Origin of the sequence: Streptomyces sp. NBC_01707, from assembly GCF_041438805.1 — a bacterium.
Lineage (GTDB): Bacteria > Actinomycetota > Actinomycetes > Streptomycetales > Streptomycetaceae > Streptomyces.
Window position 1 is genome coordinate 6,913,529 of sequence record NZ_CP109190.1, and the last position, 22,839, is coordinate 6,936,367.

The 22,839-nt window shown below is 71.5% G+C and carries 19 protein-coding genes, 1 other RNA gene and 1 pseudogene; 11 read left to right on the forward strand and 10 right to left on the reverse strand.

The annotated features are described in order from the left end of the window. Positions 1-124: 124 nt before the first annotated feature. The 3 genes from OG963_RS31005 to OG963_RS31015 are packed head-to-tail and all read left to right on the forward strand — an operon-like array spanning position 125 to position 3,093. Positions 125-979: a MaoC/PaaZ C-terminal domain-containing protein gene (locus OG963_RS31005; protein WP_319736370.1), complete on the forward strand. Its 855-nt coding sequence runs from the start codon at positions 125-127 to the stop codon at positions 977-979. A 46-nt stretch (positions 980-1,025) separates the two neighbouring features. Further along, positions 1,026-2,102 carry a Zn-dependent alcohol dehydrogenase gene (locus OG963_RS31010; protein WP_093774676.1) on the forward strand — a complete coding sequence of 359 codons (1,077 nt, stop codon included), beginning with the start codon at positions 1,026-1,028 and terminating at the stop codon, positions 2,100-2,102. A 43-nt stretch (positions 2,103-2,145) separates the two neighbouring features. After that, complete coding sequence (locus tag OG963_RS31015; RefSeq protein WP_371799697.1) at positions 2,146-3,093, forward strand: 3-oxoacyl-ACP reductase; 948 nt, start codon at positions 2,146-2,148, stop codon at positions 3,091-3,093. A 386-nt stretch (positions 3,094-3,479) separates the two neighbouring features. On the opposite strand, the gene OG963_RS31020 is transcribed toward OG963_RS31015, so the two are convergent. Further along, a complete protein-coding gene (locus OG963_RS31020; RefSeq protein WP_093774680.1) occupies positions 3,480-4,862 on the reverse strand; it encodes a hypothetical protein in 1,383 nt (460 codons plus the stop codon). Between the two features lie 212 nt (positions 4,863-5,074). On the opposite strand from OG963_RS31020, the gene OG963_RS31025 reads away from it, so the two are divergent. The 4 genes from OG963_RS31025 to OG963_RS31040 all read left to right on the forward strand — a co-directional run bounded on the left by OG963_RS31025 (position 5,075) and on the right by OG963_RS31040 (position 9,074). Continuing rightward, entirely contained in the window at positions 5,075-6,112 is a 1,038-nt protein-coding gene (locus OG963_RS31025) for an ABC transporter substrate-binding protein (protein ID WP_030926080.1), read from the forward strand. A 153-nt stretch (positions 6,113-6,265) separates the two neighbouring features. Continuing rightward, complete coding sequence (locus OG963_RS31030; RefSeq protein ID WP_093774682.1) at positions 6,266-7,111, forward strand: Nif3-like dinuclear metal center hexameric protein; 846 nt, start codon at positions 6,266-6,268, stop codon at positions 7,109-7,111. Then, on the forward strand, positions 7,108-7,851 hold the full coding sequence (locus OG963_RS31035) for a zinc ribbon domain-containing protein (protein WP_199822923.1): 744 nt from the start codon (positions 7,108-7,110) through the stop codon (positions 7,849-7,851). Before OG963_RS31030 ends, OG963_RS31035 begins: the two co-directional genes overlap by 4 nt. Then, the gene (locus OG963_RS31040) at positions 7,851-9,074 is read left to right on the forward strand and encodes a bifunctional RNase H/acid phosphatase (RefSeq protein ID WP_093774686.1); all 1,224 of its coding nucleotides are present in this window, start codon (positions 7,851-7,853) and stop codon (positions 9,072-9,074) included. Before OG963_RS31035 ends, OG963_RS31040 begins: the two co-directional genes overlap by 1 nt. Positions 9,075-9,247: 173 nt before the next feature. Here OG963_RS31040 and eda read toward each other — a convergent pair whose 3' ends face one another. Then, positions 9,248-9,871 carry a bifunctional 4-hydroxy-2-oxoglutarate aldolase/2-dehydro-3-deoxy-phosphogluconate aldolase gene (gene eda / locus OG963_RS31045; RefSeq protein WP_093774688.1) on the reverse strand — a complete coding sequence of 208 codons (624 nt, stop codon included), beginning with the start codon at positions 9,869-9,871 and terminating at the stop codon, positions 9,248-9,250. Positions 9,872-9,938: 67 nt separating this feature from the next. Then, entirely contained in the window at positions 9,939-10,739 is an 801-nt protein-coding gene (gene yaaA / locus OG963_RS31050; protein ID WP_362272001.1) for a peroxide stress protein YaaA, read from the reverse strand. 411 nt (positions 10,740-11,150) lie between these two features. On the opposite strand from yaaA, the gene OG963_RS31055 reads away from it, so the two are divergent. The 4 genes from OG963_RS31055 to OG963_RS31070 all read left to right on the forward strand — a co-directional run bounded on the left by OG963_RS31055 (position 11,151) and on the right by OG963_RS31070 (position 16,726). After that, on the forward strand, positions 11,151-12,593 hold the full coding sequence (locus OG963_RS31055; RefSeq protein ID WP_256223467.1) for an RNB domain-containing ribonuclease: 1,443 nt from the start codon (positions 11,151-11,153) through the stop codon (positions 12,591-12,593). A 291-nt stretch (positions 12,594-12,884) separates the two neighbouring features. Beyond that, positions 12,885-13,403 carry a TetR/AcrR family transcriptional regulator gene (locus OG963_RS31060; RefSeq protein ID WP_093929706.1) on the forward strand — a complete coding sequence of 173 codons (519 nt, stop codon included), beginning with the start codon at positions 12,885-12,887 and terminating at the stop codon, positions 13,401-13,403. Between the two features lie 161 nt (positions 13,404-13,564). Next, positions 13,565-13,966: RNase P RNA component class A (gene rnpB, locus OG963_RS31065), an RNA gene on the forward strand. A 714-nt stretch (positions 13,967-14,680) separates the two neighbouring features. Next, positions 14,681-16,726 (forward strand): glycoside hydrolase domain-containing protein, encoded by a 2,046-nt coding sequence (locus OG963_RS31070; protein ID WP_093774692.1) that lies wholly within the window; start codon positions 14,681-14,683, stop codon positions 16,724-16,726. A 131-nt stretch (positions 16,727-16,857) separates the two neighbouring features. On the opposite strand, the gene OG963_RS31075 is transcribed toward OG963_RS31070, so the two are convergent. The 7 genes and pseudogenes from OG963_RS31075 to OG963_RS31105 form a co-directional block, all read right to left on the reverse strand. Then, a complete protein-coding gene (locus tag OG963_RS31075) occupies positions 16,858-17,757 on the reverse strand; it encodes a MauE/DoxX family redox-associated membrane protein (RefSeq protein ID WP_093774694.1) in 900 nt (299 codons plus the stop codon). A 31-nt stretch (positions 17,758-17,788) separates the two neighbouring features. After that, positions 17,789-18,403: a cell wall protein gene (locus OG963_RS31080; protein WP_078879005.1), complete on the reverse strand. Its 615-nt coding sequence runs from the start codon at positions 18,401-18,403 to the stop codon at positions 17,789-17,791. 11 nt (positions 18,404-18,414) lie between these two features. Then, positions 18,415-18,870 carry a septal ring lytic transglycosylase RlpA family protein gene (locus tag OG963_RS31085; protein ID WP_234322162.1) on the reverse strand — a complete coding sequence of 152 codons (456 nt, stop codon included), beginning with the start codon at positions 18,868-18,870 and terminating at the stop codon, positions 18,415-18,417. Positions 18,871-19,044: 174 nt separating this feature from the next. Further along, a pseudogene (locus OG963_RS31090) lies at positions 19,045-19,713 on the reverse strand (dienelactone hydrolase family protein); the annotation flags it as partial. 269 nt (positions 19,714-19,982) lie between these two features. Beyond that, positions 19,983-21,410 (reverse strand): RtcB family protein, encoded by a 1,428-nt coding sequence (locus OG963_RS31095; RefSeq protein WP_319324877.1) that lies wholly within the window; start codon positions 21,408-21,410, stop codon positions 19,983-19,985. 5 nt (positions 21,411-21,415) lie between these two features. Next, entirely contained in the window at positions 21,416-22,399 is a 984-nt protein-coding gene (locus tag OG963_RS31100) for a CapA family protein (RefSeq protein ID WP_093774696.1), read from the reverse strand. 26 nt (positions 22,400-22,425) lie between these two features. Further along, a complete protein-coding gene (locus tag OG963_RS31105; RefSeq protein WP_256223468.1) occupies positions 22,426-22,833 on the reverse strand; it encodes an archease in 408 nt (135 codons plus the stop codon). Between the last annotated feature and the right edge of the window lie 6 nt (positions 22,834-22,839).

Here is a 22,839-nt window from a genome sequence, read left to right on the forward strand (position 1 = left end):
TAGGGCCAACCGGCTAGAACGCGTTCTAGAAGGGGCGCCGTGGCCGGCCTCGCACGACCTCGGTGCGGCCGACGGTGCGGACGGCCGTGCCGAGGTCTTCCCACCATCAAGGAGCAGCTCTCCCATGCCCATTGATGCCGCAAAGGCGGTCGCCGCCGAACCCCGGACCGCCGAGATCTCCTGGGGCCACAAGGACGTCCAGCTCTACCATCTGGGACTCGGCGCGGGCGCCCCCGCCACCGACCCCGCCGAACTGCGCTACACCCTCGAATCCCGGCTCCATGTCCTGCCCAGCTTCGCCACCGTCGCGGGTGCGGGCGCGGGCGTCGTCGGCGGGCTGACCTCGCCGGGGATCGACGTCGACCTGGCCGCCGTGCTCCACGGCGGCCAGACCGTGAGGGTGCACCGGCCGATCCCGGCCGAGGGCAGGGCCGTCCAGACCTCGAAGGTCGCGGCGGTGTACGACAAGGGCAAGGCGGCCGTCCTGGTCCTGCGCACCGAGGCCGCCGACGACGAGGGCCCTCTGTGGACCAACGACGCCGAGATCTTCGTCCGCGGCGAGGGAGGATTCGGTGGCGAGCGCGGGCCGTCCGGGCTCCACGCCGACCTGGCCGCCGTCCCGAACCACACGGTCGAACGGCCGGTGCGCGAGAACCAGGCGCTGCTGTACCGGCTCTCGGGGGACCGGAACCCACTGCACGCCGACCCCGAGTTCGCCCGGAAGGCCGGCTTCGACCGGCCCATCCTGCACGGGCTGTGCACCTACGGCATGACGCTCAAGGCCGTGGCCGACACGTTGCTCGGCGGTGAAGTGGCCCGTATCCGCTCGTACCGCACCCGATTCGCCGGGGTGGTCTTCCCCGGCGAGACCCTCCGCATCCGGATGTGGACCGGGGACGGCCATGTCCGGGTCGCCGTGACCGCCGTCGAGCGGGACGAGGCACCGGTCCTGGCCGACACGCTCGTCGAACACTCCTGAACCACCCGAGGACCGACACACGCCACGACGTGAGGGGAGCCGCACCATGCGCGCAGCCGTACTGCACGAGATAGGTCAGGACAAACTGGAAGTCCTCGACGACGTCGAGGCGGTGGGCTTCGGCCCCGGCAAGGTCAAGCTCCGCGTCCGGGCCACCGGACTGTGCCACTCCGACGTCTCGGCGATGAGCGGCGTGCTGCCGCAGCCCGCCCCGTTCATCCCCGGCCACGAAGGTGCCGGCGAGGTCATCGACATCGGCGACGGTGTGACCGGGCTGAGCGCGGGGGACCGGGTCCTGGTCTGCTGGCTGCCCGCCTGCGGGACGTGTCCCGCCTGCAGGCGCGGCCAGACGCAGCTCTGTCTGGCCGGCTTCATGAACGCGGGTACGCCCAACTTCAAGCGCCCCGGCGGCGATGTGTTCGGCTTCGCCGGGACCGGCACCTTCACCGAGGAGGTCGTCGTCGACGCGGGCTGCGCGGTGCCGATCCCCGACGACGTGCCCTTCGAGATCGCCGCGCTGATCGGCTGCGGCGTCACCACCGGACTGGGCGCCGCGATCAACACCGCGCAGGTGGAGGCCGGTTCGTCGGTGGCCGTGATCGGCTGCGGGGGCGTCGGCATCTCCGCCATCCAGGGCGCCAGGGTGCAGGGCGCCGCCCAGATCGTCGCCGTCGACCCGGTCGAGTCCCGCCGCGAGGCGGCTCTGCGGTTCGGTGCGACGGAGGCGGTCGCACCGGACGGGCTCGCCGACGCCAAGCAGCGGATCACCGCCGGTGAGGGCTTCGACTACGTCTTCGAGGTGGTCGGCAAGTCGGTCACGGCCCGCACGGCGTACGAGAGCACCCGGCGCGGCGGCACGCTCTGCGTCGTCGGCGCGGGTGCGATGGACGACAACTTCCAGGTCAACATGTTCGAGCTGTTCTTCGACGAGAAGCGGATCCTGCCCTCCATGTACGGCGGAGGGGACGTGCTCCGGTCGTACGAACGGGCCATCGGGCTCTGGCGGGCGGGCCGGATCGACCTCGAATCGATGATCACCCACCGGGTGCAGCTCGCCGAGATCAATGACGCCATCGACCAGATGAGGACCGGCGAGGCGCTCCGTACCTGCATCGAACTCTGACCGGCCGTCAGCCGCACAGACCCGAGAGGACTCCGAGGTTCCGATGTCACAACCCCTTCCCCTGGACGGGCTGTCCGCGGTCGTCACCGGCGCGGGCCGCGGTCTCGGGCGCGCCGAGGCGCTGGAACTGGCCCGGCTCGGCGCGTCCGTCGTCGTCAACGACTACGGGCAGCCGGGCCGCGACGGCTCCGGCGAGGCCTCCGCGGCACCGGCCGAGGAGGTCGCCGAGGAGATCCGCGCGGCCGGCGGCCGCGCGGTCGCCCACCTCGGCGACGTCTCCGACCACGACCAGGCCCGCGCCCTGGTCGAACTGGCCGTCAGCGCGTACGGAAAGCTCGACGTCCTCGTCAACAACGCGGGGATCCTGCGCGACCGGATGGTCTTCTCGATGACCGAGGACGAGTGGGACTCCGTCATCCGGGTCCACCTCAAGGGCCACTTCAACACCACCCACTTCGCCGCGTCCCACTGGCGCTCCCGATCCAAGGAGTCCGGCTCCCCGGTCTACGGCCGGATCGTCAACACCTCGTCCGAGGCGTTCCTCGCGGGCTCGGCGGGGCAGCCGAACTACGCGGCGGCCAAGGGCGGCATCGTCGGCCTCACCACCTCCACCGCCCTGGCTCTCGCCAAATACGGCGTCACGGCCAACGCGATCTGCCCACGGGCCCGCACCCGTATGACGGAGGACGTCTTCGCGGGCTTCGAGGAACCGACGGACGGCCGGCTCGACGCTCTGGCCCCCGAGCATGTCTCCCCCCTGGTCGGCTATCTGGCCTCGCCGGCGGCCGCCAAGGTCAACGGACAGCTGCTCGTGGTCCACGGCGGGATGGTCGCGATCGTGGAACGCCCCAGGGTGGCGGCGAAGTTCGACTCGTCCAAGGAGGCCTTCTCGTTCGACGAGCTGGACGAGCTGATCTCCCCGTACTACGAGGACCGCCCGGTGAACGAGACGTTCGCGGCGGCGGAGGTGCTGGGACTCAAGCGGGACTGACGCCTCCGGGGCAGTACACGAGGAAGGGCCTCCGCAGCACATGAGGGTGCTGCGGAGGCCCTTCCTTCCCTCGTCGGTCTCGATGCGGTCAGGCCGCCCTGCGGCTCCCCTCGGAGGGGCGCCGGTGGCGACCGTGCGGCTGCGCGTCCGTGCTGTCCATCGACACACCCCCTCGGTGCTTTCCGGAGCCGCCGGCTTCGGCCCGTTCGGCGTCCGCCCCCGGCGGGCGCGTCTGGGTCGTGTCGGTTCGGGCTTCAGACATGTGGGAAGTCACCCCGTTGTGATCGCTTACTTGTGTGTCACCGGGACCATCGCGCCACCACCACCCGAAGCGGTCACCGTCGGCAACCGCGCCGATTGGCTGTGCAGCCCCCAGGCCCGGAATCTTAACCAGGGGCAGTACGCCCCACGAGAGGCGCCTGCCCCAGTGGAACCGGCTTGCACACTGCAGGAGGCGCGTCAGCCGCGGACGGTTGCATACCGCTTTCCGCGGCCGTCGCCCATGCCGGGCCGACGCCGCGTTCCTCGTCCGTCGGCGCCTCCACCAGGGCCACCCCGCACGGCACGTCCCCGTTCGCGTACGGAAGTTTGAGCACACCGTCCCTGGTCCACAGTCCGGACCCGGCCAGCCACCCTTCGGGGGCGGCGAGTTGATGCAGCCGGCGTCCCGTCGGCCGCCACACCCCGACCCAGCTGCCGGCCGCACCGTCGATCCGCAGCGCCACCGCGCAGCTCTCCGGCATCAGCATCTGCCCCGGCTGCACGGCGAACGGCGTCACCGCCACATCCGCCGGACGCAGGCACTCGGGGAAGCGCACCGGCAGACAGCTGCCGAGCACCCCCCACCCGAGCCGGTCGTGGCCCGGCGCGTCGGAGCGGATCAGCAACAGCCCGCTGTCCGCATCGGCGAGCAGCAGCCGGTCGTTGCTGTCCGGTGCGATCTGCAGCAGCGGCGTCACCTCGCCGCCGCGTCCCAGGTCCACGGCGACCGCCTTCACCGGACCGCCGCCCACGGGCTGCCGGTCCAGAGCCAGCAGCCGCCCCGCCCGGTCCAGCCAGACCCCGCCGGAGCACCGCCCCGGCACGTCCGCGACATGAACCGGCCCGAACGCCCCGCCCGCCACCAGCCAGACGGCGGTCGAATGTTCCCCGACCGAAAGGGCGTACGCGCTCGCGCCGTCCGGCGAGGGCGGCAGCAGCGTCAGGCGTGCGCCGTCCGGGCACGCGAGGGCGCCGAGCGGCAGTTCGCCGGTGCCGGGTCCGGTCGGATAGAGCAACGAGAAGGTGTGACGGTCCGCCACCTGGCGCCGGATCAGTACGCGGCCGTCGGCGAGCGGCAGCACATCGGAGTCGGGCTCCTCCGGCTGGTCGAGCGGAAGCGGCACGGCGTACGGCTCATGCCCGTCGAGCGTCCAGCGCTCGGGGAACCAGGCAGCGGAGTCCGCCGCTGCGGAGAGCGTGAGACGTGCGGCGTACGAACCGTCGGCGGTAATGGTGAACGCGGCCGCACCTGCGGCGGCCCCGACGCCACCACCCGGCTCACCCGACTCATCGGGCACGAGCGGATCGACGACCCCGTGGGACTTCGCCGGTTCGTACGGTCCCCAGGCGCCTTCCGGCCCCCGGGCTGCCTCCGGCCTCTCGGGTTCCTCCGGCTCCTCCCGGCCCCCAGATCCCTCCGCTTCGCCCGCTTTTGCCGCTTCTCCCGACACGGGGCTCACCGTCGCGGCGGCCCCGGCGGTCTCACCTTCGATGGCACAGGCAGTCATGGACTCGTCACCTCCGGCTACCGAAGCTAGTTTTCGCACTTCCTGCCGAACAACACGAGACCCGTCACTTCACACATAAGGGTGGTGATGCCCGGATTCACCTGAAGGGGAGGGGGCGGTTGTGCTCCTCGTAAAGCCCGTGGCTAAGGTTAGGCATCCCTAAGCGTTTCCTGTGGGGCCCTATTTCCTCAACTGGAGCAAGTGAGTACCTGATGTCCATACGACGCCGCAGCACCGCCGCCGTCGGCCTGGCAGTGGCCGCCGCCCTCTCCCTCTCCGCCTGCGGTGGCGGGGCATCGGACGACTCGTCCAAGTCCGGGGCCGGCAGCGACAAGAAGGCAGCCGTCGCGACCGGCGGCAAGGACTTCGCCGACGCGGCCAAGAAGACGGCCGCGTACGGGACGGACGCCAAGGCGGGCCAGTTCCCCCGGACCCTCACGCACGCCATGGGCACGACCGAGCTCAAGTCCGCGCCGAAGCGCGTCGTCGTGCTGGACGTCGGCGAGTTCGACAACGTCGTCTCGCTGGGTGTCAAGCCGGTCGGCTACGCCCCCTCCGAAGGTGACGCGGCCATCCCCTCGTACCTGAAGAAGGACGCGGGCAACCCGAAGAACGTCGGCACGATCAACAACCTCAACCTCGAGGCGATCGCGGGCCTGAAGCCGGACCTGATCCTCGGCAGCCAGCTGCGCGCCGCCGACAAGTACGACCAGCTCTCCAAGATCGCGCCGACCGTGTTCTCCATCCGTCCGGGCTTCACCTGGAAGGAGAACTACCTCCTCAACGCCGCGGCGCTGGACAGGACCGCCAAGGCGAAGAGCGAGCTCGACGCGTACGAGAAGAAGGTCACGAAGCTCGGCGAGGACATCGGCCCCGACAAGCCGACCATCTCGATGGTCCGCTACCTGCCGGACCGCATCCGCCTCTACGCGAAGGCGTCGTTCATCGGCACGATCCTGGAGGACGCGGGCCTGCCGCGGCCCAAGAACCAGCAGATCAACGACCTCGCCGCCGAGATCAGCCCGGAGAAGATCGACGAGGCGGACGCCGACTGGATCTTCACCGGCGTCTACGGCGACCCGAAGGCGACCAAGCGCGACACCGCCCGGTCCAACCCGCTGTGGAAGAACCTCAAGGCGGTCAAGGAGGGCCGGGCGAAGGACGTCCCGGACGAGACCTGGTACCTCGGCCTCGGTGTCACGGCGGCGAACCTGGTCCTCGACGACCTGCGCGCGGACCTCGTCAAGTAGCGGACCCGATCGGCAGGGGCCCGGGCCGGACTACGGCCCGGGCCGAACTGCGTGTAAGGATCCGTGACCGGCTGTCGCCGGTTGTCCAGGGAGTCCTCACAGGTCACCGCAGTCATGGGCGGCGGGGCACGGACGGAAGGTAGCCTTTCCTCCGTGCCCCGTCTGTCTGAAGTCCTCGCCGCGCTCGACGCCCTCTGGCCTGCCGAGCGGGCCGAAGGTTGGGACGCGGTCGGCACGGTCTGCGGAGACGTCGACGACCCGGCCGCCGAGGTCGACCGTGTGCTCTTCGCCGTCGACCCCGTCCAGGAGGTCGCCGACGAGGCGATCAAGCTCGGCGCACAGCTGATCGTCACCCATCACCCGCTCTACCTGCGGGGCACGACGACGGTCGCCGCCACCACCTTCAAGGGCCGGGTCGTGCACACCCTCATCAAGCACGACATCGCCCTGCACGTCGCGCACACCAACGCAGACACCGCCGACCCCGGCGTCTCCGACGCCCTCGCCGGCGCCCTGGACCTGCGCGTCACCGGGCCACTCGTGCCGGACCCGACCGACCCCAAGGGCCGTCGCGGCCTCGGCAGGATCTGCGAGCTGGACCACCCCGAGACCCTCCGCGACCTCGCCGCCCGCGCCGCCGCCCGGCTGCCCGCCACCGCGCAGGGCATCCGCATGGCCGGTGACCCGGACGCCGTCGTCCGTACCGTCGCGGTCAGCGGCGGCTCCGGCGACGGCCTCTTCGACGCGGTGCGCGCCGCGGGCGTCGACGCCTTCCTCACCGCTGATCTGCGCCACCACCCGGCCTCCGAGGCCGTTCAGCAGTCCGCGATCGGCCTGATCGACGCCGCGCACTGGGCCACCGAGTGGCCCTGGTGCGAGCAGGCCGCCGCGCAGCTCGACGCGATTTCCGACCGCCACGGATGGGGCCTGCGGGTCCATGTCTCGAAGCAGGTCACCGACCCCTGGACCACCCACCACTCTTCTGGAGCCCCCAACTGAACGCCGCGCCCGCCGACCAGATCCGACTTCTCGACGTCCAGGCCCTCGACGTACGGCTGTCGCAGCTTGCGCACAAGCGCAAGTCGCTCCCCGAGCACGCCGAGATCGAGTCGCTCACGGCCGACCTCGCACAACTGCGTGACCTGCTGGTCGCGTCGCAGACCGAGGAGAGCGACACCGCCCGCGAGCAGACCAAGGCGGAGCAGGACGTGGACCTGGTGCGCCAGCGCGCCGTCCGCGACCAGCAGCGGCTGGACTCCGGCGCGGTCACCTCGCCGAAGGACCTGGAGAGCCTCCAGCGCGAGATCGCCTCGCTGGCCAAGCGCCAGGGCGACCTCGAGGACGTCGTCCTCGAAGTCATGGAGCGCCGCGAGTCCGCGCAGGAGCGCGTCACCGAGTTCACCGCACGGGTCTCGGCCGTCCAGGCCAAGGTCGACGACGCGACGGCCCGCCGGGACGCCGAGACGCAGGCTCTCGACGACGAGGCCGCGACCGTCACGAAGGAGCGCGAGCTCGTCGCCGGTTCCGTACCGGCGGACCTGCTCAAGCTGTACGACCGGCTCCGCGCCCAGTCGGGCGGGGTCGGTGCCGCGCGCCTCTACCAGCGCCGCTGCGAGGGCTGCCGGCTGGAACTGAACATCACCGAGGTCAACGATGTGAAGGCGGCGTCCCCGGACACGGTGCTGCGCTGCGAGAACTGTCACCGCATCCTGGTCCGTACGGCGGAGTCGGGCCTGTAATGACGCAGCCCCGCCAGTTCGTCATCGAGGCCGACGGCGGGTCCCGGGGCAACCCCGGGCCCGCCGGTTACGGCGCGGTCGTGATCGACCCGGTGACGGGGGAGACGCTCGCCGAAGCCGCCGAGTACATCGGTGTCGCGACGAACAACGTGGCCGAGTACAAGGGCCTCATCGCGGGTCTGAAGGCGGCGAAGGCACTCGTGCCGGACGCGTCGGCGGAGGGCGCGCTGCAGGTGCGCGTCCGGATGGACTCCAAGCTGGTCGTGGAACAGATGTCGGGCCGCTGGAAGATCAAGCACCCCGACATGAAGCCGCTCGCGGCGGAGGCGGCGCGGATCCTGCCGGCGTCCGCGGTCACGTACGAGTGGATCCCGCGCGAGAAGAACAAGCACGCGGACCGGCTCGCCAACGAGGCGATGGACGCGGGCAAGAGGGGCAAGCAGTGGGAGCCGTCGGCATCGACGGCCGCCCTCGACCTGCCCCCGGTCTCCGGCCCGCCCGGGGACGCGGCGGCGGGCGCCGCGAAGGCACGGGCCGCGATGTCCACCCGCCGGGAAACCGCGGCCACGCCGCAGGTCGGCTGGGGCGCCGCCGATCTCGGGGCGCCGGCCACCTTCGTCCTGCTCCGGCACGGTGAGACGGCCCTCACGCCCGAGAAGCGGTTCTCGGGCAGCGGCGGCAGCGACCCCGAACTCTCGGCGGCCGGCCGCCACCAGGCCGAACGGGTGGCGGAGTCCCTCGCCGCCCGGGGCACGATCCAGGAGATCATCAGCTCCCCGCTGCGCCGCTGCCGCGAGACAGCGGCGACGGTGGGCGCCCGCCTGGGCCTGCCCGTGCAGATCGAGGACGGCCTGCGCGAGACGGACTTCGGGGCCTGGGAGGGTCTGACGTTCGCCGAGGTCCGTGAACGGTACGGCTCCGACCTGGACGCCTGGCTCGCCTCCACCCGAACGCCCCCCACCGGCGGCGGAGAGAGTTTCGCCGAGGTGGCCCGCCGGGTCTCGGCCGCCCGGGACCGCCTGACCACCCGTCATGCGGGCCGCACGGTGCTTCTGGTCACCCACGTGACCCCGATCAAAACCCTGGCCCGGCTGGCCCTGGGTGCCCCACCGGAGTCCCTGTTCCGCATGGAACTCTCGGCGGCGTCGCTGTCGGCGGTGGCGTACTACGCGGACGGCAACGCGTCACTGAGACTGCTGAACGACACGTCGCACCTGCGGTAGGGAGCGGAAGGTCCCGCGGCGGAGCGAGGCGTTCCGGGGCGGCGGGGCGGCAGAGCGACTCCTCGGCGGCGCGAGACTCCGCTTCCCCGGGCGACGGGGGTGCCCCGTACCCCCGTCGACACCCGGTGGGTCCGGGGCGGGGCATCGGTTCCGGGAAGAAGCGGCCGGGGGAATCAGCCGCGCAGCGCCGCAGCCTCGGCCGCCAACCGTTCCACCCGTGCCCAGTCCTTCGCCGCCACGGCATCCCCCGGCACCATCCAACTGCCGCCCACACAGCCGACGTTCGGCAGCGCCAGGTATGTCGGCGCCGACGCGAGCGAGATGCCGCCCGTCGGGCAGAACCGGGCCTGGGGGAGTGGTGCGGACAGCGCCTTGAGGTACGCCGTACCGCCCGCCGCCTCCGCCGGGAAGAACTTCATCTCGCTGACCCCGCGCTCCAGCAGCGCCACGACCTCGGACGTCGTCGAGACCCCGGGCAGAAACGGCACCTCCGACGCCTTCATCGCGTCCAGCAGCGGATCCGTCCAGCCCGGGCTGACCAGGAACCGCGCTCCGGCCGCCACCGTGTCGGAGACGTTCCGCGCGGAGATCACCGTGCCCGCCCCCACCACCGCGTCCGGCACCTCCGCCGCGATCGCCTCGATCGCATCCAGCGCCGCAGCCGTCCGCAGCGTCACCTCGATGGCAGGGAGCCCGCCCGCGACGAGGGCCCGGGCGAGCGGTACCGCGTCAGCGGCGTCCTCCAGGACGACAACGGGGACGACGGGGGCAAGGTCCAGCACGGAGGGGGAGGTCATGGCCTCATCTTGCCGCGCCTACTGCGCCTTACGCAACGCACGTTGCACATGTTGCAATCGCCTTGGGTCAGTGGATCTCCGTCACGACCACATCGAGCGCCCACGGCCGTCCGGGCCGCCCAGGAGCCTCCGCCTCCACCACATATCCCAGCCCCCGCAACGCGTCGACCAGCTCCGCGGGCCCGCTCGGCCGGGCCCCCGACTGCAGCAGGTCGCGGACCATCCGCCCCTTCGTCGCCTTGTTGAAGTGGCTGACCACCGACCGCTTCTCCACCCCGTTCACCGTCTGGGAGTGGAGCACCCGCACACTCGCCGTGCGCTCCGCCACCGCGCCCTTCGGCTTCCATGCCGCCGCGTACGCGGACGACCGCAGATCCAGTACCAGCCCGTCCCCGGCCACCTCGGGCATGACCTCGGCCATCGGTGCACGCCAGTACGCGCCCAGCGCACCGAGACCCGGCAGCTTCACCCCCATCGAGCAGCGGTACGACGGAATCCGGTCGCCCACCCGCACCGCGCCCCACAACCCGGAGAAGACCAGCAGGGACTTTCCGGCCCGTCGCCGGGCCGCGGTGTCCAGGGAGGCCAGGTCCAGCGCGTCGTACAGCACCCCGGTGTAGATCTCCCCGGCGGGCCGCGTTCCCGCCGTCCGAAGCTCGACGTTCTTCGCGATCTCGCCGCGCAGCCCCTCGCTCAGCCCGAGCGTCTCGCGGGCCTTCTCCTCGTCCGCCACGCACAGCTCGACCAGCTCGTCGAGGACCGCGGCGCGGGCGTCGGCCAGCCCCGGCAGCGACAGCGACTCCGGCTTCAGGGGTGCTCCGCGCCCCGAGGCGGCCTTTCCTTCGGAGGGCGGCAACAGCACGAGCAAGGCGGTTCTCCTTCGTACGAACAGGGAAGCGGCCCCCACAACTGCCCAAGGCCCCGCCTGCCAGCGTACGGGGACGCCCGGACCGCCCGGTCCCGGCACCCGGTCCCGCCACCCGGTCCGCAGGACCCCCGCCCCGGGTCCGAAGGGACTACCCCGCCCGGGTTCGCAGGACCACTCCGCCCCCGTCCGCAGGGTCACCCGCCACCGGATCCGCAGGATCACCCGCCCCAGGTCCTCAGGTCAGGTCCCCGCCGCCCCGGTCCGCAGGACCACCCGTCCCGGGTCCTGAGGTCCCCGCCGCCCCGGTGCGCAGGATCACCCGCCCCGGTCCTCAGGACCACCCCGCCCCCGGTCCGCAGAGCCGCCCGCACCCGGGATGCCGGTCGCCCCGCCCCGCCATACGCTCGGTCCATGCCCCGCCGCCATCTCCACATGACCGGCGCAGCCGACACCCCGCTGCGGGCGGCCCTGCGCAATCTGCGCACCTCGCTCGCACTGCCGGCGGACTTCCCGCCCGAGGTCCTCGCCGAGGCGGCACAGGTGGCGAAGTCCCTCGTCCTGACCGGGCACGAGGATGCGACCGATCTGCCCTTCTTCACCATCGATCCGCCCACGTCCACCGACCTCGACCAGGCGATGCACCTCGAGCGCCGCCCGCACGGCTTCCGCGTGCACTACGCCATCGCCGACGTCGCCGCCTTCGTCCGCCCCGGTGGCGCACTCGACGCCGAGGCCCACCGCCGGGTGACGACCCTCTACTTCCCCGACGGCAAGGTGCCGCTGCACCCCACCGTGCTCTCCGAGGGCGCAGCCAGTCTGCTTCCCGGCCAGAGCCGTCCCGCCCTGCTCTGGCGGATCGACCTCGACACGGAAGGCCGCGCGGTCGCCACCGACGTACGCCGGGCCCTGGTCCGCAGCCGGGCCAAGCTGGACTACGCGCACGTCCAGCGGCAGATCGACGCGGGCACCGCCGAGGAACCCCTCGCCCTGCTGAGGGACATCGGCCGGCTCCGCGAGGAGCAGGAAGTCGCCCGCGGCGGGATCTCGCTCGACGTGCCCGAGCAGGAGATCGTCCAGCGTGGCGGCGCATACGGCCTGGAGTACCGCGCCCCGCTGCCCGCCGACGGCTGGAACGCCCAGATCTCGCTCCTCACCGGTACGGCGGCGGCCCATCTGATGGCCGAGACGGGCACCGGCATCCTGCGTACGCTCCCGGTCGCCCCGGACGGCGCCGTCGCCCGTCTGCGCCGCTCGGCGGAGGCCCTGCACATCGACTGGCCGCACCACGTCCCGTACGCCCAGGTGGTCAGGTCTCTCGACCCGAAGAGGACGAGCGACGCCGCGTTCCTCCAGGAGTGCACCACCCTGCTGCGCGGCGCCGGCTACACGGTCTTCGGCCACGGCGAACTTCCCACCCCCGCCGTCCATGCCGCCGTCGCCGACCTCTACACGCACTGCACCGCGCCGCTGCGCCGCCTCGTCGACCGGTACGCGGCCGAACTGTGCCTGGCGGCGGTTGCGGACCGGGAACCGCCCGAGTGGGTGATGGCCGCGCTCCCCGGCCTCCCGAAGGAAATGGCCGAGGGAACCCGACGCGCCAACACGGTGGAACGCGAGTGCGTCGATCTGGTCGAGGCGGCACTCCTCAGCGACCAGGTGGGCGAGGTGTTCGACGCGTACGTAGTCGACGTGCAGGACCAGGAACCCACCATCGGCACGGTCCACATCGAACACCCGGCCGTCGTCGCCCGCATCGACGGCGGTACGACGAAGCTCCCACTGGGCGAACGGCTCCGGGTCCGCCTCACCCAGGCGGACCCGGGTGCGGCGAAGGTGCTGTTCGCCCCCGCGTGAGCGCGACGACGGCGTTCAGTGCCGGTACGGCCGGAACAGGGGTCTCGGCGCTCCCCGGGACCGCACTCGGACAGTGTGGAAACCCTGACGCGGCCGCAAGGCGAACTCGCCCGGACCGGTTGCCGCGCCGGACCTCCCCGTCTCGTAGGATCACGCCTTCGGATACGGGCTCCGAGGGGCCCCGCGGACCTCAGGCGACTCCGGGGGACCGGCGGAATTCCGTACGAAGGAAGGCTCTCCCGCGTGACTGAGCGTGTCACCGCCCCTACGAAGGACCGTGCCACGGGCCATGTGACGGACCGGGCCCGGCAGATCATCGCCGCCGCCCGCACCCTCCTGGAGACGGAAGGCCCGGAAGCCCTCACCATGCGTCGGCTCGCCGACAGCATCGGGATCACGGCGCCGTCCCTCTACAAGCACTTTCCGGACAAGTCCTCAGTGCTGACGGCCCTGGCCGGCGAGGTGCTGCGGGAGACGGCCGAGACGCTGGAAGCCGCGGAGTCCGCGGCCCCGGGGTCGTTCCCGGCCCTCGCCAACGCGTACCGCGCCTACGCCATGGCCCATCCCCATCTGTACCGCCTCACCACCGAGCATCTCGTGGACCGGGCATCTCTCCCGCCGGGCCTGGAGCAACGCGCCGCGGCCCCGCTCTTCCGGGTCGTCGACGGGGACCAGGAGCGGGCCCGCGCCGCCTGGGCCTTTGCGCACGGGATGGTGGTCCTGGAACTCAACGGCCGGTTCCCTCCGGGAGCCGACCTGTCGGCAGCCTGGTCGGCCGGCATCGCCGCCTTCGGCACAGTCCGCCTCTGACGAGTTCGTACGGTCCTGTGCCACGATCGCAAGCCGCTCGGTCTCCCCGCGCCCTTCGCCTTCGACCTGGAGACCGCGGCGTTCGTCTGAGCGGGCCGCTCACCGGTCGGCCCTTGTCCGACCGGCCCCGCCCCGCCGGGTAGCATGGTCGGCACGGCAGACGAGCCGGCCGGACGGCCGCGTGGGGATCTTCGGATCCTCCCGAGGAACGTCCGGGCTCCACAGGGCAGGGTGGTGGCTAACGGCCACCCGGGGTGACCCGCGGGACAGTGCCACAGAAAACAGACCGCCGGGGACTCCGGTCCTCGGTAAGGGTGAAACGGTGGTGTAAGAGACCACCAGCGCCTGAGGTGACTCAGGCGGCTAGGTAAACCCCACCCGGAGCAAGGTCAAGAGGGGCCGCCGCAAGACGGTCCTGCGCGAACGCTCGAGGGCTGCCCGCCCGAGTTCGCGGGTAGACCGCACGAGACCGGCAGCAATGCCGGTCCTAGATGGATGGCCGTCTCCCCGGCCGCCGCGAGGCGACCGGGTGACAGAACCCGGCGTACAGGCCGACTCGTCTGCCGCTCAAGCCTCTGACCGACCCAGTCCTGACAGATGGTCAGGAAGGTCACGGTGCGGCTCATCGCTTCTTCGCCGAGCCCGTGCGACCAGTCCCTGGTGAGGATCTCGAGGGGATGACCGGCCTCGAGCCCGGGCAACTGCCGCGTCGTTGTCGTGCCCCTGGTGCGGGGCGCCGTTCCCCCCGCGTGGTGATCGCTTCGGTGGCGGCCGGATTCGGTGCTGCCAGGTCCTGCTGACGGCGGATTAGGTCCTCTTCCCTGTCCGCGCATCATCACCTCGACAGGCTTCGTCGCACCTTCGTCGTCGACTTCACGGGTGACGGTGGGGATCACCTCGGCGGTGTCGGGACGTCGATAGGGGCGCTTTACCTGTACAAGGGTCATGGCGGCGGCGCCATCGATGGCGGTTCCCCCGTGGGGGATCGGTTCCGGTGGCTGGAACGGGATCCCGGCCTGCGTCGGCGGTGACTTCGCCGGTGACGGAACGGGTGACCTGACAGCCGATCGAGTGCCGGCCGGGCGCCGCCGGAAAACCTCTACCTCTACAAGGCCGACGGCACAGCGGCTTCGACGCCCGCATCGAAATCGGCACCGGCGGCTGGTGGCGCCCCACCAGGCGGGTCCGAGTTCACCGCGGCGCTGCCCCGCCTCTGTGTGCTCCCGCGCCCCGACCGCACCGGCCGTGCCCCATCGGCCCAACTCCGGGAAGAGAGAATGAAGATCCGACATCTGCGCCGTTCAGCTTCTGCCTTCATCGCCGCCATCGGACTGACCGCCATGTTCCAGCCCTCCGCCGCTTCGGCGGCGGAGTCGCGCAACCATGTCGAGTACGGCGGACTCTCCATCGACGTACCGGCCGGGTGGAGGCTGGTGGACCTGGAGAAGGAACCGAACGCCTGCGTACGACTCGATCAGCACACCGTGTACCTGGGGCATCCGGGAGCCCGCCAGTCCTGCCCCACCCACCTGATCGCGGCGAAGACCGAAGCGATTGTGCTGGAGCCGTTCACCGGAGCTGCACCCCGAGAGGATGTGCCCACCGTGAACGTCCCGGCGGGCTCCTCCGCTCCCAGGGCCCTCCCGGCCGGGGACTCCCGCGAAGTACGGCTGGCCTTCGAAGGCGCAGGCGTCTACGCAACCGTCAGTTACGGCTCGTCGACGGCAGCGATCGCGGAGATCCTGGGCTCCGCCATCACCGGCAGCACGGCCGAGCCGCAGACGGTTCCGACGCCCCGGGCGCCGACGTTCTCGGCCGCCCCTTCCGCGACCCCGAGCACCGGCTACATCGGCAAAGCCTTCGATGCCTGCACGGCACCCTCCTCGGGTGCCATGGCGGACTGGGCTTCCTCGCCCTACAGAGGCGTGGGTATCTACATCGGCGGACCGAGCCGGGCCTGCTCCCAGCCGAACCTCACCGCTTCATGGGTGGCCGAGCAGAGCGGCCGTGGCTGGCATCTGCTCCCCATCTACGCGGGCCTCCAAGCGGGGAGCATCTCCTCATCGAGCGCCACCAGCCAGGGCCGGGCGGCCGCCGACGCGGCTGTCGATCTGGCACAGGCGCTCGGATTCGTCCCGGGAACGGTGCTCTACATCGACATGGAGGCGTACTCCTCGGGGTACCGCACCAACGTCCTCAACTACCTCTCCGGCTGGTCCGCGCGGATGCACGAACTGCACTACCGGTCGGGCGTGTACAGCTCGTCCGCCAGTGGCATCAAGGACCTCGCCTCCGTCTACTCGTCCACGACGCTGGTACGTCCGGACGTGGTCTGGGTCGGCAACTGGAACGGTGTGGCCAACACCGCCGATGTGAACATCCCGGCCGGGTACTGGGCCAACCATCAGCGTGTTCACCAGTACTCGGGCAATGTCACCGAGTCGTACAGCGGGACGACGATCAACATCGACCGGAACTACGTCGACGTCGGTGCCGCTGCGACCACGGGCGACCCGGGTATGACGAACCTGACGGCCGGTGACTTCAGCGGGGACGGCAAGAAGGACCTGGTGGCCGTTCAGGTGGCGACGGGCAATTTGTGGCTCTACCCCGGTACGGGCACGGGAAACCTGTCGTCGCCTCCGCTGCTGATCGGCAGGGGCGGCTGGAACGGCATGGCGAATCTGGCCGTCGGTGACTTCAACTCGGACGGCAGGGACGACATCGTCGCCACGGAGAAGTCGACCGGGAAGCTCTACCTCTACAAGGGCCACGGCAACGGCACCATCGACTCCGGTCCCTCCCGGACGGAGATCGGTTCCGGCGGCTGGAACGGGATGAGCAACATCTTCGTCGGTGACTTCACGGGTGACGGCAGGGATGACCTCGGCGGTGTCGAGAAGTCGACCGGGAAGCTCTACCTCTACCGGGGTCGCGGTAACGGCACCATCGACGGCGGCTCCTCCCGGACGGAGATCGGCTCCTACGGCTGGAACGGCATGGACAAGATCGTCAGTCCCGGTGACATGAACAGGGACGGCAGGGACGACATCGTCGCCACGGAGAAGTCCACCGGGAAGCTCTACCTCTACAAGGGCCACGGCAACGGCACCATCGACTCCGGTCCCTCCCGCACCGAGATCGGCTCCCGTGGCTGGAACGGCATCTCGGACTACGCCGGCGCCGACTTCACCGGTGACGGTACGGGTGACCTGATGGCCGTCAAGTCCGAACCGGGTGCCACCGGAAAGCTCTACTTCTACAAGGGCACCGGCAACGGCGGCCTCAACGCCCGCGTCGAGATCAGCTCCGGAGGCTGGTGAGGGACCGGCCTCTCGACAACAGCAACCGGGTTCAGCCCGGAGCGGGCAGCGCCGGACCCGGCTTTCGGTCCGGCGCTGCCCGCTGCGCCGTGTTCCGGAGGTCTGCGCGGGCCGGCGAACCGGCCGAGGCGTCAGCCCGCCATCGGCAGGATCCTCCGCGACGGCGCCGCGCGCAGTTCGTCCACGGCCACCGCCTCCCCGCTGTCCGCGTCGACATAACTGACACGGACGATCGGGGCGTCACCCGTGTCGCGGCCCGCCGTCGCGTCGAGCGCGAACACCACCGCGACCGGGCGCGCGTTCTCCCGGTCCCCGTACACACCCGAGTACTGGAGAATGCGCCAGCCGTCGTCCTCCCAGTGGTCCAGCAAGGCGGACCGGACCACCGGTGCGGCGGCCTGCCAGGCGAGGGAGTTCTCCAGGAGTTCGACGCTCGCCGCGACCGGCACCTGGTCGGTCGCGGTGCCGAGGAGGGGGTGCCCGAAGACACGCAGCCTCGTCCGGCGCAGTGGCAGCAGCCACCACCGGTCGAGGTCGGCCGAGAGGACGACCAGAACGGCCGCAGCCCCGGCCAGGAACACCAGGGCACCGGCAGCCCGCTCGGAGACCACCGGCCACCAGGTGCCCTGTGCCACCGCCACCGTGGCCCCGCCGATGAGCACGACCGCCGCCCGCGCGAACGCCCGCCAGGTGATGGGGGTGTCCTCACTTGCCGAGCAGCCGCAGGAGGACTCCGGTGCCACGGCCCGGCCGTAGCCGAGGTAGCCGAGGAACCCCGCCCCGAGGACCGCGGCGGCGGCCCCCGGCACCGGGTTCGCCGGAACGACCAGCAGACCTGCGGCGATCAGGAGTTCACCCGCGCCGGTCGCACGCAGCACCGTCGTGGCCCGCTCACTGCTGCGCAGCATGCGGGCCAGCGCCGTCCTCGGCGCCTGCTGTGCGGTCCCGCGGCTGAACAGCTTGACCGCTCCGGTCCACCCGAGCAGGCCCGCGAGGACCAGCGGGGCGAGGCCCGTTGTCAGTGACAGCATCTCTACCTCTCTCTGTGTCCCTGGGCCTGCGTCAGTGCCCGACGGAGATACGGACGACGTCCACGGAGTTGTCGGACGGCCGCCAGGCACCGAGCACCTGGGCGCTCTGCCCGATGCGCAGCCGGGACAGGTCGGACGTCAGTGCGCGGCCCGCGTACGAGGCGCTGGCGTCCGGGGCGACGTGGCCGACCAGTTCGTGCTGCCCGTGGGCCAGGTGCAGCCGGTTCTTCGCGATGCCGCGGATCTGCGTGTCCAGATTCACGATGTTCACCCACACCGCGTCGGCGGCCACGGTGCCGTCCGGCATCTTGACGCCGCGTGCGTAGAGCCCGTCGCCGACCTCGATCACTTCGGCTGTGGTGGCGCGCACCTTCCACACGCTGGTGACGTTGGTCATCTGCACCCGGGAGTGGCCGCCGTCGGATCCGGCCACCTCCAGGATGCTGCCGGTGATGCCCGTGATGCGGCCTTCCACGAAGGTGGACTTGGCTATCGCGGGGTCGAGCGAGGGTTCCGCGGCGAAGGCGGCCTCGGCGTCGAGGCCGCCGAGCGCGGTCGCGCCGATGATGGTCGCGCCGCCGAGGGCGGCATTGGTGAGGAAGCGCCGGCGGCGCATCCCGTCGGCCCGGTCGTGTCGTACGGTCATGTCGGTCCTCCTCACTCGTAGATGTAGACCGGCAGCTTGCCCGAGCTCAGGTTGCCGATCGCCGAGAAGGCGGCCGGCGTCAGGTCGAGGACGCGGTTGGTGCGACAGGTGCCGTTGCAGCAAGTCGCCTCGCCGCACCAGTCCTTGGTGCGCGGGCCGCAGTCGGTGATCGTGATGCACACCGTCGCGCCCGAGCACTGGTGTTTGACGTTCATCACCGCGCCGCAGCCGCGTCTGGGGATGTTCTCGCCGCAGAGGTCGGGCCGGGTGATGTTCCAGCACGCCTGTGAGGCGTTGGGCCACGCGCCGTGGTGTGCGCTGGACTGACAGTTGCCGCAGGCGCCGCCGCCGGCACTGGAGCATGGCCCCCAGGCGTTGCCGCAGCAGAACCAGCTGGTTTCACCGGCCCACAGGCTGGTTGATCCGCAAGCCATCGTGTTGCCCCTCCTAGGAAGTGACAAGTACATGACAAACACTGGACCGGCCGTCGACGCGCACATGTGAAGCGGGGATGCCCGTGTTGCGGCCGGGGATGGTTGTGCGAGCGAAGCAACCCAATGATGCGCGTAGACAAGCGGGTTGCATAGATGGCCTCGTTCCGCATCGTCGAGGGTGTCGTCGGCCGGGCGGCGAGCCGGTGATCAGCTTTCCGGTCCTGCTCGACGACCCAGGTGTCCGGCGAACCACTCTCCGGCCAGCTCCGCCACCTTCCCGAGAGTGCCGGGCTCCTCGAACAGATGAGTGGCTCCGGGGACCACGGCGAGCCGGTTCTCGCAGCGCAGCAGCGCCTGGGCCCGGCGGTTGAGGTCCAGCACCACCTCGTCATCGCCTCCGACGATCAGCAGCGTGGGCGCGGTCACCGCCGGCAGCCGGGGCCCGGCCAGATCGGGCCTGCCGCCGCGCGAGACGACCGCCACGGCCGTGGAGTCCGGCTCCGCCGCCGCCCACAGTGCGGCTGCCGCACCGGTGCTGGCACCGAAGTAGCCGACCGCGAGGCCCTCGGTCCCGGGCCGGTCGCGCAGCCAGCGGGTGGCGTCGGCCAGGCGGCCGGCCAGCAGGACGGTGTCGAAGGTGTTGGCCCGGTCCAGATCCTCCTCCGCCGTGAGGAGGTCGAACAGCAGGGTGGCCAGCCCGACCGTGTTCAGTGCGCTCGAGACGGCGCGGTTGCGCGGGCTGTGCCGGCTGCTTCCGCTGCCGTGGGCGAACACCACGATGCCCGTGGCCCCCTCGGGGACCGTCAGCTCACCGCCGAGCCGGACCGGTCCGGCATGCACGACGACATCCGCGGCCGACATCCCCGCTCCTCCCGCAGCACGGTTGCTGCGTTTTCGTGCCGCTGCTCGATTCCCTCGACAAGGCGAGCTTCTCCGCCCGGCGTTGTCCGCAGGACAGGACGTCCGTCCGTCGTCACTTCTCGCGGCTCACGACCGGACCTCCTGGCGGCATTGCGCCTACATTCCACGCTACTCGCGATCCGCCGAGGTGCGAGCGCCGGACGACTTCACCGCCGGAGCCCACCATGACCGGTGTCCCCGCCTCCGGAGAAGTGCGCCCCCTCTCTCTCCCGCCCCGCACCGGCTCACCCCTTGACGACACCCAGCGGCACCAGGCGCGCGACCAGCCGGGCGAGTCCGGCGCCCTCGGTGACCGCCGTGACCGCGTCGACGTCCTTGTAGGCTTCCGGCGCCTCCTCGGCGAGACCACGCCACGAGGAGGGGCGTACAGCGATGCCCCGGGCCTCCAGCTCGCCGCGAAGCTGCTCCCCGCGGACCATGCGCAGCGCGTGATGGCGGCTCCAGACCCGGCCGGCACCGTGGCAGGCGGAGTGGAAGGCCTCGTTGCCGGGCAGGCCGACCATCACGTACGAGGCGGTGCCCATCGTCCCGGGGACCAGTACCGGCTGACCCGCCCCGACGAGGTCATCGGGCAGGCTCGGGTCGCCGGGCGGCAGCGCCCGCGTCGCGCCTTTGCGGTGGACGCACAGTGGACGTGCCACACCGTCCACTTCGTGGGTCTCGAGTTTGGCCGTGTTGTGCGAGATGTCGTAGACCAGCTCCAGACCGACTCCCGCAGCCGTCGCGAAGGCGTGGCGGGCGGCTTCGGACAGCAGCTGGCGGTTGGCCCGGCCGTAGTTGGCTGCTGCCGCCATCGCCCCCAGGTAGGCGTGGCCCCGCGGCGACTCGACCGGTGTGCAGGCCAGCTGCCGGTCCGGAACCTGGATGTGGTGCCGGTGCAGTTCCTGGTCCATCAAGCGGACGTGGTCGGTGCACACCTGGTGCCCCAGTCCGCGCGAGCCGCAGTGGATCATGACGCACACCTGGCCCACCCGCAGCCCGAAGGCCGCCGATGCCGCCGAGTCGAAGATCTGGTCGACGGCCTGGACCTCCAGGAAATGGTTGCCCGATCCGAGGCTTCCCACCTGGTGGAGGCCGCGTTCGACGGCGCGCCTGCTCACCTGCCCCGGGGCCGCGCCGTCCAGGACGCCGTAGTCCTCGCAGCGCGCGAGGTCGCGCGGCACACCGTGCCCGTGCTCGACCGCGTACCGGGCACCGCCGACCAGCAGCTCGTCGATCTCCCCGGCGCCCGAGAGCTTCCACAGGCCGCCGCGCCCCATGCCGCGCGGGATGGTGCCGTCGAGGATGTCCATCAGCCGCAGCAGCCGGTCGTGGCCGAGCGCCTCATGGTCGATGTCGGCGGCCAGCAGTCGCACGCCGCAGGAGATGTCGAACCCGACGCCGCCGGGCGAGATCACCCCGCCGTGGGAGATGTCGGTGGCGGCCACCCCGCCGATCGGGAAGCCGTAGCCCCAGTGGACGTCGGGCATGGCGAAGGAGGCGCGGACGATGCCGGGCAGCGTCGCCACGTTCGCCACCTGCTCCAGCGCCTTGTCCCCGGCCGCCTGTGGCAGCAGCGCCCGCGAGGCGAACACCAGCCCGGGTACCCGCATCGGTTCCCGCTGCTCGATACGGAAGCGGTACGGACCCTTCTCCACCAGTGCGATGTCCACGTCCCTCACCTCCAGTCGACCGTCAGCCGACCGGTCCGATCGACGACGGCGGTGCCGAACTCGGCGCAGGCGGTGGTGAGCCGCTCGCGGACCCACTCCCGGTCCTCGCCGCGCGCCAGACGGGTGTGGCAGTAGTCCAGGGTCAGCGGCACCGCCTCCACCCGGGCGGGAACCAGGTGCGCGGGATCCGGGCCGTCCAGGGTCACCAGGAAGAGGAGCCCCAGGTCGTTGCGGAGGACCGGGTCCACGGCGTAGTCGTCGACGAAGTCGCCCATGTCGTACAGGATCCGGTCGGCGATCCCGTGGAACACATGGGCGGAGTGCCCGGCGACCAGCGTCGCTCCCGCCGCCAGCAGCTCCGGGGCGGCGGCCGAGACGTGACGCGGCGGCCGCGAGGTCATGTTGGGCCCCCAGTGCGGAGTGACCAGCACGACATCCGCGGCCGCGGCGGCCCGGCCCACCGACTCCGTCAGCCAGTCGGGCACCCGCGCGTGGAGATCGGCCCAGGCCGCACCGGGACCGTCCGCCCCGGCCGCGTACTCCTGCGGGTGGTCCGTGACGCCCACCACCGCAAGCCGCACACCGCCCGCCTCCAGCACCGCGAACTCCCGGGCCGCGTGTGCGTCCGCCCCGGCGCCGACGGCGTGCACGCCCGCCCCGGCCAGCAGGGTGCGGGTGTCGGCCATCGCGTCGAACCCGTAGTCCAGAGCATGGTTGTTGGCAAGCGTCACACAGTTCACGCCCAGCTCGGCCAGCACCTTCGCGGCGGCGGAGGGGGCGCGGAAGAAGAAGGCCTTCTGCGGGTCGGGCCAGCGGTGCCCTCGGTCGGAGACGCAGCACTCCAGGTTGAGCACGAACAGGTCCGCCTCCCCGATCGCCTCCCTGACCCCCGCGGAGACCAGCGTCCCCGGCGTCGGCGAGCGGCGCAGTTCCTCGGCGACGCCGCGCCCGAGCATGGTGTCGCCGGCCAGTGCCACCGTGAGCGCCATGATCCCGTCCCTTCCCCGTCCTGCACTCAGACGTCGAGGGTCACCCGGCAGGTCCAGCCGCCGGGGCCGCCGCGCAGGTGCAGGTCGTGCAGCGAAACGGCCTTCGGCACCGCGCCGACGGGCACGGCGGTGCCGGTGTCGGCCATCCGGAAGCGGACCGACAGGCCCCGGCCGGCCCCCGCCGACCCGATGGCCCCGACCTCCACATCGAGCGGGATCTCGCCGTCGGCATCCATCCGGTAGACGACCTCCTCCAGGACGGACACCAGCAGATCCACGTCGGACTCCGCCGTGACCACGTATGCGCGTTCACCGACAACCGTGGCCCCGGTCGTGTCGGCGAAGCCCTCCACCACGGCGCGCACTGCCTCGGCGATGCACCCCTCGGCCGTCGGTGACCACGCCTCCACCCGCATGTCCGCGGTGTGGGGCACGGCCCC

What these genes read in the sequence shown, in the direction of transcription:
- OG963_RS31005 (WP_319736370.1), top strand. Translation starts at nt 125, where the DNA reads ATGCCCATTGATGCCGCAAAGGCGGTCGCCGCCGAACCCCGGACCGCC.
- OG963_RS31010 (WP_093774676.1), top strand. Translation starts at nt 1,026, where the DNA reads ATGCGCGCAGCCGTACTGCACGAGATAGGTCAGGACAAACTGGAAGTC.
- OG963_RS31015 (WP_371799697.1), top strand. Translation starts at nt 2,146, where the DNA reads ATGTCACAACCCCTTCCCCTGGACGGGCTGTCCGCGGTCGTCACCGGC.
- OG963_RS31020 (WP_093774680.1), bottom strand. Translation starts at nt 4,862, where the DNA reads ATGACTGCCTGTGCCATCGAAGGTGAGACCGCCGGGGCCGCCGCGACG.
- OG963_RS31025 (WP_030926080.1), top strand. Translation starts at nt 5,075, where the DNA reads ATGTCCATACGACGCCGCAGCACCGCCGCCGTCGGCCTGGCAGTGGCC.
- OG963_RS31040 (WP_093774686.1), top strand. Translation starts at nt 7,851, where the DNA reads ATGACGCAGCCCCGCCAGTTCGTCATCGAGGCCGACGGCGGGTCCCGG.
- eda (WP_093774688.1), bottom strand. Translation starts at nt 9,871, where the DNA reads ATGACCTCCCCCTCCGTGCTGGACCTTGCCCCCGTCGTCCCCGTTGTC.
- OG963_RS31055 (WP_256223467.1), top strand. Translation starts at nt 11,151, where the DNA reads ATGCCCCGCCGCCATCTCCACATGACCGGCGCAGCCGACACCCCGCTG.
- OG963_RS31070 (WP_093774692.1), top strand. Translation starts at nt 14,681, where the DNA reads ATGAAGATCCGACATCTGCGCCGTTCAGCTTCTGCCTTCATCGCCGCC.
- OG963_RS31075 (WP_093774694.1), bottom strand. Translation starts at nt 17,757, where the DNA reads ATGCTGTCACTGACAACGGGCCTCGCCCCGCTGGTCCTCGCGGGCCTG.
- OG963_RS31080 (WP_078879005.1), bottom strand. Translation starts at nt 18,403, where the DNA reads ATGACCGTACGACACGACCGGGCCGACGGGATGCGCCGCCGGCGCTTC.
- OG963_RS31085 (WP_234322162.1), bottom strand. Translation starts at nt 18,870, where the DNA reads ATGTACTTGTCACTTCCTAGGAGGGGCAACACGATGGCTTGCGGATCA.
- OG963_RS31100 (WP_093774696.1), bottom strand. Translation starts at nt 22,399, where the DNA reads ATGGCGCTCACGGTGGCACTGGCCGGCGACACCATGCTCGGGCGCGGC.